Here is a 12,459-nt window from a genome sequence, read left to right as displayed (position 1 = left end):
TATGAATATTGTAATTGTTGGTGGTGGGGCAGCCGGTTTTTTCAGCGCAATTACATGCGCAGCTACGAATAAATCAGCCAAGGTAACGATTGTAGAAAAAACAGATAAGCTGCTTTCAAAAGTGCGTGTTTCCGGTGGTGGCAGATGCAACGTAACAAATGCGTGTGATACGCTTGAAGAGTTTGTAAAACACTATCCAAGAGGAAGTGAATTACTGCGCACAGCTTTTAAAACCTTCAGCAACAAAGATACCATTGCCTGGTTTAATAAAAGATCTGTTAAATTAAAAACCGAACCGGACGGCAGAATTTTCCCTGTTTCAGACAGTTCTCAAACCATTATTGATTGCTTGCTTTCCGAAGCTGCAAAATACCAGATTAAGATTATAACAAAGTTTCAGGTTCAATCCATAAAACAAACACCTTCAGGTTTTAGTATAACTTCTGCCGAGCAGGCAGCACTTACAGCAGATAAAATTATTATTGCCAGCGGCGGATACCCGCAGATACATCACTATAATTGGTTAAAAGAATTGGGATTAACCATTGCTGAGCCTGTGCCTTCCTTATTTACATTTAATATACCTGCCTCTCCTATTAAAGCATTAATGGGCGTTTCGCAACTGGCAGAAGTAAGTATTAAACAAACATCTTATTCTTATAAAGGCCCGTTGCTGATTACGCATTGGGGAGTAAGCGGTCCGGCAGTATTAAAGCTTTCAGCCTTTGCAGCACGCGACCTTGCAATCAAAAAATACAATTTTGATATCCAGATAAACTGGCTGGGAGATACACCCAATGTATCGGAAAATGATCTGAAGATAGTTAGAGAACAGCATGCCAAAAAACTCGTTCGCAATGTGATTCCTTTGGGATTACCAAAACGCTTATGGGAGGTTTTCTGTGATCAGGCAGAAGTACGGCCGTTTGAAAACTGGGCCGAACTGGGTAATAAAAAACTGAAGCTTTTGTTTTCCTTTATAAAAAAATATCCGTTAACCGCTTCCGGTAAAACAACCTTCAAAGAAGAGTTTGTTACATGTGGCGGCATATCACTGGATAGTATAAATAACCAAACCCTTGAGGCATTGCATTGCCCGGGAGTATACGTTGCAGGAGAAGCCTTAGATATTGATGGAATAACAGGTGGTTTTAACTTTCAGGCAGCCTGGACAACCGGCTACATTGCAGGTTTGAACTGCGCTTCCGCTTAGATTAGCTTTTCTTCGGCGTAATTTTAGTTCGCTCAAGATAACTTACATACAACTGATCAATCATCAGGTTCAATAAACGATCATAGCCGATATAATTTTCATATTTTAATTCACCGCTTTCATCGTACTGACTAATGATCGCTTCCAGATCCAGTTCAATGGATGAATAAAGCAAAAACTCATTCAGCTTTGCAGATCTTTTTTTACCCTGAACAGCATCGCTTGAAACAGAAACAGGATTGAAGCCATACATGTTCATGGTGATTGTATTAATCAGGCCAAGGGTGCCGGCAAAAGTAACATCATTCTGAACCAACAGAACAGCATCAACCTCTAAAACCCTGGCCAGCTCAGCCAATGAATTGGCAAATATATAATCCAACTTTTGATTGGGTAGTTTGATGAATTTATATGAAATGGCGGAGCATGATTGGTAGTTAACGGAATCTGATATTTTTCTTCTGTAAGAGCTCACATAGTTTATCCGTAACGAATCATATGCTTCACGCTGCGCTGCTGTAAAATCACCAGGCGAGATTAATTTCGTGCCTAATGAATCGAAGCGTTTGGTTATAGATTCAAGAGAGTAACTGATTAATGCAGAAGAAAGTTTATTCCCATCCATTGAAGCAGTCCAGTTTGAACCTCGCCAGAACTCATTGGCAGATTTATTGGTAACTACAATTTCATTATTCCATATATAAAAGGAAATCAACGCTACCTTTTTAGGAAACTCTTTTTGATTACTCAGATTGGGATAATTCCCACGACCATCAATAAAAGGGTAATATTGATTGATATCCGGATTGTCGTGAATTTTCTTAGTAACAAACTGATCCGGGTACAAACTCAAATCTTCCAGAAACAATTGTGCGTTTGCTCCTGAAATAGAGAGTAAAAATACTGTTACAACGTATAATAGGTGTTTTAGCTGGTTCATAAAAGAAAGGATATATAGCATATCTTGTCTTTCACTTTTACGTTTTAAAAGAAGCCGGGTTTTACATATGTAATAAAAAAAGGGCTTTCGCCCTTTTTTTATTACATATGTTATCGTGTGTGATATCTTACTTTCTGCCTTTTGTTGCCTCAATGGACAAGCACAGGAATGTAAATGGTGAGTTCCAGTTAATAGCAACTTCGTTGGTTGCATAACTACACTGCTCATCAATGTATGATTTTGCAGGAACTTTAGTTGTATACTTACCTGTACATGTTCCGGCATCTTCCTGACCTGGATTTGGTCCGCCTGCCAACATACCTGGTACCGGCTCAACAATTCCATCTGCTTCACTTGGTCTGTGGTGCGGATTCATAACCTGCTTGCTTCCGTATCCGGAAACATAGCAATAACCTGTACCATTACGGCCCAATAAATAATCTAAGTTTGAAATTGCTGCAGTCAGGTAAGAACCTTCATTGCTTAATTTATATGCATTCATCAACAACATACCCTGGTTAGCTGCAGTTGAGTTACTTCCCCAGTTAAAATTACCATTACTCAAACCCATAGCAACATTAAATGCAGACTTGTTAACCTGGTACTTCTGAAGTTTACTTGCTAAATCCAGAACTTTAGTTTTAACCAATTCTAATGTCGGCGCAAATTCTTCCGGAAGATTGTCTCTGTTCTGAATTAAGCTATAAAGACCTAATGTATTTACTTTAGCCCAGTTTGGCAATTCAAATTCTGTACGCAGTGTAAATTCGATATTAGCATCTTCAGCATATTTCGTCTGATTTGTTGCAATAAATAATTCGATTGCAGCCCACTGGAATTCATCTGTAACGTTTCCATCATCATATGCACCTGTATTAATATCAGGATTGTATTTCTGATTCATTACGCCTTGGTTATAAATAACACTTTTGTTCTTTTTAGACCAATCGTATGCAGCAATACTTGCTTTTAAACATTTATCAGAAAATGCCTTATCTGTCTTTTTGTATACTCTGTATGCTACAGCCATAACTGCTGCAAAATCCAGAGAAGCGGCTGTTGTTTTCATGATGACATATCTGCCGTTAGTAGCATCTGCCGGCATTACAGAACCATCAAAGTTTGTGTTTGTCAATTTATGGTAAACACCGCCATCTTCATCCTGCATGGTAACCATCCAGTCAAGGTTCCAGCGTATTTCATCCAGAAGATCCGGAATGTTATTGGTATTTTCAGGGATATTTAATTTAAGTGTATCAAAGAATTTTGGATACTGCTCATATAATGCCATCAATGTATATGTACTGATACCAGAGTTTACAATGTATTTATTGTAATCACCGGCATCATACCATCCTTTAGATGAGTTGATTTTTGTTCCTTCCGGTCTTGTGGCTGTTGCTGCAGAAGCATGAACAATTACCTGATCGTCCGGGTGACCTGCCGGTCTTGCCCATTTGCCTGCATATTGTGCAGGCAGTGCTGTAGAAGCTCTTTGATAGTAAAGAAATCCTAAAGATGCTTTACCAACCGTTAAGTTTACCTGGTTAGAAATCTGGAATGGATAGGAATCACCAACCCCAGGTACAGATACTATATATGTACCTGTTTTATTGAATTTTGTAAAATCTGCTTTGTTTGAAAACTCTTCCGAGTATTCCCAGATACCCATTGGCTTTAATACGCCGGAGAATACTTTTTCCTTTGTTTTTGCATCTAATACAAAAAATTCCTTTGCAGTAGAATCAGTAATGATAGCAACTTTTTCCGTTGAAGGATAAAATCCTACCTGGTTCAAACGTATTTTGTCAGTAGCTTTTTGACCGAAAGCCAATGCTGCCACCGACACAAATAGTGTTATTAAGCTTGCTGTTTTTATTTTTCTCATTGAAACCATAGGTTCTGGCTTATTTAAATGATACAATTATTTAATAGCATTGTTATATTAAACAAATACGATGCCTAACTCCTGCCAGACATCGTATTTGTTTTATGAATTATTGACCAGAAGTAAGCTCTTGGTATTTTTTATCGCTAATAACCTCGATCTCATCAATGAAAATCTTTCCGGTAAATGGTTCTCCACCTGGGTTTACAAAGAATATCACATCTTTCATACCTGTCGGATCTACCGTTTGCACGTCCGGATATGTCTGAGAATATTTCCCTGAATAGTTATAGTAGTAGTTTTTAAATTCACCTGATTCTTCAATCTTCATGATTAAAGGAAATTCATTTGTAGTATGCCCGTTTTTATCTTTGTAATCCATACGAAGATTTGGCGTACCGCCTTCAGCTCTTGCTTTTACACGAACGATCTGAGCTTTTGTGAAATCCATCTGATTGATTGCTCTACCAAACGTTTCGTAACCCGGACCCACTCCTGTACATTCAATAGACATTACATCCCCTTTTTTCTCCAGGTTTAACTTTTCGTTGGCAACCCACCAGGAATACAATTCGTCCTGAAAATCATCTACGACACCACCTTCTGAAGCAACTACCTTTGGTAATTCATCCGGAGAAACAATTTTAATATAATCAATGTATAATGTTCCTGTCCAGTCTGCCATACCACCATTAATGAAGATCAGGAAGTCATGGATCATTTTCTCATCTACCTTCTGATTATCCGGCCAGGATTGTCTCCATTTTCCCGTAAAATCAAAATAGTAATCTTTGTATTCTTTACCTAAATGAATACGCTGTTTCGGAGAATCAGCATTGGCATCCATCTGGTTGATATCTTTCATGTGAATGATAACTGTTGGTGGTTTTTCACCTTCAGCTCTGCAACGGATTTTAATTACAGAACATTCAGACATGTTTAACAAAGCCGTTTCCGTACCAAAACAGTCCCATTTAGAACCGATTGCGTTACCAACAACCTTTAGAGTATCTCCAATTTTAGATAATTTTGTTTGGTCATTACTAACCCACCAGCTATAAATTTCGCCGTTGAATTCGTCAAGTGTGCCTTTTTGAAATTGACAGGCAGGAGTTCCGATATCCGGATCTTCTACCACCGCAATCTGGCTGTTATCATCCAGTACCTGTGCTTCAAAGGATGCACATTGTCTGGCAGTAACCGCTAACAGTATAAGTATCGATGCTAAGAATTTCATTTCTTAAAGTGTTTAAATTATTTATGCGGATCTAATGGAGCTCCGTAAGTAAAGCATGCAAAATCGATATCTACGGATACTCTGTTAAACGGAGGGCTTGAAACTAAACCGAATTGAACCCGTGCAATTTTTTGCGGTTCTAATTTTCTGTTTCCAAAACCACCGTTTGCAAAATCTTCTGATGGTAACAGATCACTGTATTTACAGGAGAATAATTTCCAGCCAATATGGTTAACAGGAATTTTAAATACCCATGAATCTTCAGATGAAGGACAGAAATTATCCGTGTTTGTATTAGAGGGCTTATTAGCATAATATGTACAATTATCGATTGTACTTCCATCCATTCTATCGTCTTCCTGACATTCAAAGTTTAAGGTTGCATAAGGAAGGTTATCTTTAGGCAGGTTCTCAATACCTCTTACATAAATATTCAGATAAAGTTGATTAGGATCTGTCCATGCAGGTGGTAAGAAATAAACAGTAGCACCACCGTTTCTTCTGGATTGTAATCCCCCAACAAAGAACCCGTTTGCTTCTTTAGACACACCTTCCAGACGCATATACTGCACGCCCTCCGGGGCACGTATAGAATCATTTTGAACTTTATAAGCAGGAGCATCCGTGCCGCCACTAGGAAAAATGCTGAATTGGTCTGGATATCCTATTGCAGTTTCAAAATTAGAACCCGCATTTACCAGCATAAATGTTGGTGTAGCAACTGTATAATCTTTTTCTGCAGCAATAGTAAATGTCGTTGAAGTACATACACCTTGCTTGCCGCTGATAATTAAATTAGCAACAACGGTTTCTCCTGTTTCAAAAAAGTACAGTCCATCGTGATTACCTGTCCATGTAGCATTTGAAACATTTAGCGCAGATGATGTACCTGCAATCGTTTTAGTAGCTTTAGAAGTTACTCCTTCCAATTCAATTTTCCAGGTAACTGTTTCAGGAAACGTTGCAATGAAGAATTTCGGAATCGGGAGTGTAAAATCAGCCGATGTACCAAATGAAGTAGTTAACGCCCCGCAAGAGAAATTTTCACTTGCAGCTATGTTTGTCGGGCCAACCACTTTAGAATCGGTATAACTTCTTTTACAAGAAGTTATACCGATTAAAAGGGCTACAGCAAACAAACTATGTTTGAATATATTCATGTTCTTAATTTTTATTAAAATTAGAATATCATTGTGTAGTTAAAGAAAATCTGATTGATCTTATAGTTGTTGTAAGATGCATCATCAAATTTAACACTCTGTGTTACTCCATTAACTGTAAAGTAGGTGTTTTTGCTGAATCTGTATCTTGCACCGAACGTAGACAGGAACTGAGACTGATCAAGTTTGTAATTTGAGAACGGATTATCTGTTCTGATCTGATTGAAATCATTTCGTACATAGATATATTCATTTCCTTTTGCTGTGATTGTCTTAATACCACCGATAAGGTCAAGGTTCTTAACAACTTCAACTGTTAAACCTAAATCTATTAACGTAGATTGAAGGTCAACCGGACTTACGCCACCTCGTGTTGTTTTTTCATAACGTGCGCCGGCAGTAAATATTATGTTCTTTTCAAAACGTAACAACTTGTGTATGTTAACCATAGCACCACCTTTTAAGCCAGTAAATTTACGTAAAGCATTATCAACGGTATCGCCTTGAGAAGCAACTTCAGATAATAAGTCAGCAACGAAATCTGCTTTTACTACTTTTTCAGCATTACCCAATGAAGCACCTATTGTTAAACCTTTACGGTTTGCTGTTGCCTGGCCATAAGGAGTAATGTTGTTGTAGGCAGGGTTAAATGCCATAAGTGTATTTTTCAAATTCAGGTTGCGCAGGTTCTGATCAGATACATAATCAAGTAACGTAGCTCCACCTATTGTTGCTCTTTGAACAGCATTGTTCTGAACCTGATCAAACATTCCTAATGTATTGTTTCCATGAGGACCGTTATAACCGTAATCATTCACTCTTCTTGTTTGTGCTCCGGAACTGAAGAAATCAGCGCCTACATTTCTGTAGTTAACAAACAACTTCAATAACCACGGCTTATATTTTGCAGATAAACCTAAATCATAGAAATAATCATCTGTTTTAACAGAATCTTTTTCAATAACTGCATATTTATTGTTTGACTTACCAGCTTCACCATAGAAAGACAAATCAATTTTATCCATGTAGTGTGTTACTTTCCAGTCACCAGTTAGAACCTGGTTTTGATTTGTTAAACCCGGAGATGATACCGTACCTGCAGCATCAAAGATGTACACGTAGTTACCACCAACCTGTAACATTCTGCTTTGAACCAATTCAACTCTGCCGCCCATCATATAACGATCCGGTGTAATTGAAGGTGTGTATCTTCTGTTTCTTGTAGCAAATGCACGTAAGCCAAGCTTTTCAATCCCTTGTTCGAAACGAAGACCTGTTTCAATGTGTGCACCTTGTAAACGCCATTTGTTACCGAAGTTGAAGTTTTCGTATTCTACCACACTTCTGCGTTGCGCAATGATATCTGATTCATAATCATTGTAGATTTCATTTGAGTTGAAGATGGTATACTTACTCAATTCTAGATCAATATCTCCAATTTCATATTTCACTTTTTTGCCTATGATACCGTCTAAACGTAATTGACGGAAGATAAACTGAGAACCATCACCGTAGAAACCACCAAAGCTGTTAGACAAACGTAATGTTGCACTGGCTCTTAATGCTTCATTTGGCTGAGCATTTACACCCAAATCAAAGATCGTGTAACCATCTGTTGATTTTCTCGCAGATGTTGAATCTTTGTATTGAGTAACAATATTTGCCTGATCAGTACTATCTGAATAAGGCTTTAAGATATTTCCGTTTAAGTAACTTCCTGTTACTAACGCACGACCTAATCCGTTCCAATAAACTACCTGAGCGTTTGAAACCATCATCGTACCAGCAGTCATTGCTGCTAGTATTAGAACTTTTTTAGCAAATGTTCCCATTGTTGACATCTATACTAATATATTTTAGAAAAATATTTTTAATTCAACTGTTGTTTCCATCCCTTTGTACTTGTTAAGGGTGAAGTTTTTATCATTCTGACCAAACCATCTGTTTCGAACATAAAGGCCTGCTCTGCTGGAGAAATCGTAATCGATTCCAAGTCCATAACCCCAGCTTACCTGTTGTACTGTTGCACCCTGATCGGATGTAGTACTCAGGATCGGGTTGTTATAGATATCTTTGATTACATCTCCAGGAGAATATTCAATTCCTTGTGCAGTAGTACCAGAAGTAGTGTATGCTTTTTCAACACGGTTATTACCTGTTACTTTTTCAAAGCTACCAAAACTTACCAGTGTTACTTTAGGATGGATGTTGTAGAATGCCATTAACTCTTCATAGAATGTTCTCAGGAACGCCTTGTCTGTAAATACAGGGATCGGGTTAAAGTTATCATCTGTAACCGAGTTATAGGTATTGAAGTTATTTAAGATCAAATCACGACCAAAGAATTTCAACTTATAAGCTAAATTCAAATTAAGTGTCTGATACATTTTCAAGTAATCAACTACCGTATCTGTGATACCATACGATTCATATACTCTTCTGTAGATGCTGGTATTACGTTGGTAAGGACCTGCATATTTCTGGAAATATGTAAAACGTGATGTAGTGAATGAGTTTGTCTGGTGCCAGTAAGAGATACTGTTACCTCTGTTTGAAAATAAACCTGAAACATCTTCCCATTCTTTGTTGAACGCCCATGCAGCTGATACTTTCAATTTACCATAAGCACTTTCATGCTTAATGTTTGTTCCCCATCTGTTGTTAGCCATTTGACCAACATCTAAAATTGCTCCCGGGAAAACAGTGATATCATTGTTTGTATTGATGTTTGTTGGTGTTGGAACCGTGTGGTTGTTTGCCGTGTTTAAGGACTCACTGTTTACGTTTGCAACGGATTTTCTAACGGAGAATACCTGAGCTGAAAGCGGTACACCAAACCATGATTTTAATACATCAAACTGGAAGTTAAAGCAGTGTGCTTTTAATGGATTGTTCCAGTTGTAGTTCAAGCCTGTAATAGAATCCTTTTCCTGTTTTTTATTGAATAGCAATTCGTAATCTCTATCCGTAAATAAACCATCCTGGAAACGGCCTATACCAACTTCTGTATAGATCTTGAATTTAGAAAAATTGAATTTGCCATCTGCTGTAATAATCTGCTGTCTTACTTTAGAGCCTAAGTAGTGCGGATCAACTGTTGCATCGTATCTTGGATCTAATCTGAAGCCAACGTTATCATAAGTACCGAACTGATCAAAGAAGTTTAACCCGATTTTATGTACGCCTATAGATTTGTCAACACGTATAGCAATTAAGTTTTTAGGTGTTTTAGTTAAATATGTCTGGAAACCACCTGAGTTATCTGACTTACCTACAATGAATGTAAAACCAAATCCTTTAGGTAAATTTTTACCGGATAACATAAACCCTTGCGTACCTGTATTTCCCCAACGCTGATCACGGGCAATGTTCTGCTCGTTGTAAAAACGTGTATATGAACCAAATGAATTTCCTTCCGGCTGCCACGGATAACGCTCAAACATATCATCACGATACTGATAGTTGGCCAATGTAAACGGACTTAATTTTGCCCAGTTTACACCACCACCTGCAACCAGGGTAAAATCCCCTACTTTGGTGTTTGCGTATCCTTTAAATTGCATGATACGATATACCATCGCTCTGCGGTTGGTTGTTTGCCCGATACCAGGCACCTGATTGGCTATGCTGTCCTCACGAATGATACCCATCATCTGATTATCAAATGAGTACTCAATCTGGAACCAGGTTTTAGCGGTTGGAGTACCTTCCAAACGTAATAAGAACATTGGTTCCTGATAACCTGTGTAAACTCTGTTTACAATGTCAAGACCATTTACCGTTAATAACTGATCGGCTTGCGGAGCCAATGGGTTATGTTGCGGCATTGTTCGAAACTGATTATAAGATCTGATATAACCGGAATACTTTAAACCAGTCCATCTCTTATATTGCTTTGTTCCAGATTCTTCGGTTTGATATGCAGAACTTTTCAACGCGGGTGAAAATGTGAACCATTTTTTACCAGATGTTGAAGTTGCAACCGGCGTGTAATTCGTAACACGAGCACTATCATTATCTCCATGATTGCTCGCCGAAACGTTGCCATAACCTAAAACTAGGAGCAATGTAAGAACCCTTACTCGCATGCTTTTAGACATATTGTTTAACTTCTTGTTTAATTAGTTTGATTAACCTTAAAATCCATTTGATGTATTATTTCGGACGTTAAAATCCCACAAGGATACAAATTAAATCTTATAAATCTACAACATTCCTTCAGAATTTTATAAACAAATAACCAAATATTTAATTATAAATAGATTACAATAATTAAATCACCATTCAATGTATCGCTTTTACTACCCTATTACCACCTGAAAAAAATGTTTATTATTTAATAAGGACAATAAAATATACTAAAAGTAACAAAATATTAACCTTCCTTTTTTACATATAACCGCTATTATGCAATATAAATAATGTAATAAAAAATCAGAATTAGAAATAAATTCAATTTTTTAGATTGATGGTTGCGCAGGTATTGCAAGGTTCTCTTGAATTTCAAATCATAAAAAGTAAAATGATTTATATTTATCGGGAATATGAAATATTTTACCCTTCAATATTTTATAATTTAACAATCCATATGTATTTTTAAGAGTTAAAAGTTTTATCAATCTAATTAAATATATACTAAATATCATGTCGAAGGAAGCGGAAATAATATTAGACGGTAAAAGTTATAAATTCCCTGTAATTGAAGGATCTGAAGGCGAAAAAGCAATTGATATTGCGAAACTTAGAGATTTGACGGGTTATGTTACTTTAGATACTGGTTACAAAAACACTGGCGCTACCAAAAGTGCTATTACATTTTTAGATGGAGAACAAGGTATTTTACGCTACAGAGGCTACCCTATTGAGCAGCTTGCTTCTAAAGCTTCCTTCTTGGAAGTTTCCTATTTACTTATATACGGTGAACTTCCGACTACATCTCAATTAGAGAATTTCAAAGAACGCATCAGAAAACACACAAACCTTCACGAAGACATTAAAAAGGTATTTGATGGTTTTCCGTCATCTGCTCACCCAATGGGGGTTTTATCTTCGGCAGTAAGTTCTTTAACCGCTTATTATCCCGGTTCAATTGATCCAACAGCTAATGATGATGAAGTTGATATGACAATTGTACGTTTGATGGCTAAATTACCAACAATTGCTGCATGGTCATACAGAAATTCTAAAGGTCAGCCATTAATGTATCCGAAACCAAAATTAGGATACTGTGAAAATTTCCTATACATGATGTTCGGCCAGCCCAATGAAGATTTTGAACTTGACCCGGTTGTTGTTGAAGCATTAAACACCTTATTTATCCTGCATGCTGATCACGAACAAAACTGCTCTACGTCAACTGTACGTATTGTAGGTTCTGCGCATGCAAGTTTATATTCTTCTATTGCTGCAGGTATCAACGCACTGTGGGGGCCGCTACATGGTGGTGCAAACCAGGAAGTAATTGAAATGCTTGAAGAAATAAAAGCTTCAGGAATTTCTACTAAAGATTATATCGCCAAGGTTAAAACAAAAGAAGTTCGTTTAATGGGCTTCGGACACAGAGTTTATAAAAACTTTGATCCGCGTGCAAAAATCATCAAAAAAGCGTGTGATGATATCTTAAATAAATTAGGGGTAAAGGATCCTGCATTAGAAATTGCAAAAGAACTTGAGCAGGCCGCGCTAAGTGATCCATATTTCGTAGAACGCAAATTATATCCAAACGTCGATTTCTACTCTGGTATTATTTACAAAGCGTTAGGTTTACGCAGCGACTTGTTTACCGTTATGTTTGCTATCGGCCGTCTTCCGGGCTGGATTGCTCAGTGGAAAGAACTTAGAGATGCTAAAGAACCTATCGGCAGACCAAGACAGATCTACACAGGTTATACAGAAAGAGATTACGTTAGTATTGATAAGAGAAAATAGTACATAGTACATAGTAGAAAAAAAATGAAGTCCCGCTAAATATAGCGGGACTTCATTTTTATATTTAAATTGACATATTAATTATGAAACGAC

8 protein-coding genes are annotated in these 12,459 nt (G+C 37.3%); 2 read left to right on the top strand and 6 right to left on the bottom strand.

The genetic code is table 11. From position 1 onward, the window contains the following. Nucleotide 1: 1 nt before the first annotated feature. Entirely contained in the window at nucleotides 2-1,213 is a 1,212-nt protein-coding gene (locus CHU_RS06245; RefSeq protein WP_011584669.1) for an NAD(P)/FAD-dependent oxidoreductase, read from the top strand. 1 nt (nucleotide 1,214) lies between these two features. Here the strand turns inward: CHU_RS06245 and CHU_RS06240 are convergent, their stop codons facing one another. From CHU_RS06240 to CHU_RS06215, 6 genes are all read right to left on the bottom strand, one after another. Then, nucleotides 1,215-2,153, bottom strand: coding sequence for a hypothetical protein (locus tag CHU_RS06240; protein ID WP_041932236.1), 939 nt, complete (start codon nucleotides 2,151-2,153; stop codon nucleotides 1,215-1,217). A gap of 127 nt (nucleotides 2,154-2,280) precedes the next feature. Beyond that, the gene (locus tag CHU_RS06235; protein WP_238379358.1) at nucleotides 2,281-4,041 is read right to left on the bottom strand and encodes a calcium-dependent endoglucanase Cel9C; all 1,761 of its coding nucleotides are present in this window, start codon (nucleotides 4,039-4,041) and stop codon (nucleotides 2,281-2,283) included. A 109-nt stretch (nucleotides 4,042-4,150) separates the two neighbouring features. Beyond that, entirely contained in the window at nucleotides 4,151-5,278 is a 1,128-nt protein-coding gene (locus tag CHU_RS06230; RefSeq protein WP_011584666.1) for a CHU_1279 family cellulose-binding protein, read from the bottom strand. 17 nt (nucleotides 5,279-5,295) lie between these two features. Continuing rightward, complete coding sequence (locus CHU_RS06225) at nucleotides 5,296-6,438, bottom strand: hypothetical protein (RefSeq protein WP_011584665.1); 1,143 nt, start codon at nucleotides 6,436-6,438, stop codon at nucleotides 5,296-5,298. Nucleotides 6,439-6,458: 20 nt separating this feature from the next. After that, nucleotides 6,459-8,270, bottom strand: coding sequence for a CHU_1277 family cellulose-binding protein (locus tag CHU_RS06220; protein ID WP_238379357.1), 1,812 nt, complete (start codon nucleotides 8,268-8,270; stop codon nucleotides 6,459-6,461). 24 nt (nucleotides 8,271-8,294) lie between these two features. Further along, a complete protein-coding gene (locus CHU_RS06215; protein WP_238379356.1) occupies nucleotides 8,295-10,505 on the bottom strand; it encodes a CHU_1276 family cellulose-binding protein in 2,211 nt (736 codons plus the stop codon). 577 nt (nucleotides 10,506-11,082) lie between these two features. On the opposite strand from CHU_RS06215, the gene CHU_RS06210 reads away from it, so the two are divergent. Continuing rightward, on the top strand, nucleotides 11,083-12,366 hold the full coding sequence (locus CHU_RS06210) for a citrate synthase (RefSeq protein WP_011584662.1): 1,284 nt from the start codon (nucleotides 11,083-11,085) through the stop codon (nucleotides 12,364-12,366). The last annotated feature ends 93 nt before the right edge of the window (nucleotides 12,367-12,459 follow it).

This window comes from Cytophaga hutchinsonii ATCC 33406, from assembly GCF_000014145.1.
GTDB lineage: Bacteria > Bacteroidota > Bacteroidia > Cytophagales > Cytophagaceae > Cytophaga > Cytophaga hutchinsonii.
Note: the sequence above shows the minus strand (reverse complement) of the source record. Positions and strands in the feature narration are given on the sequence as shown.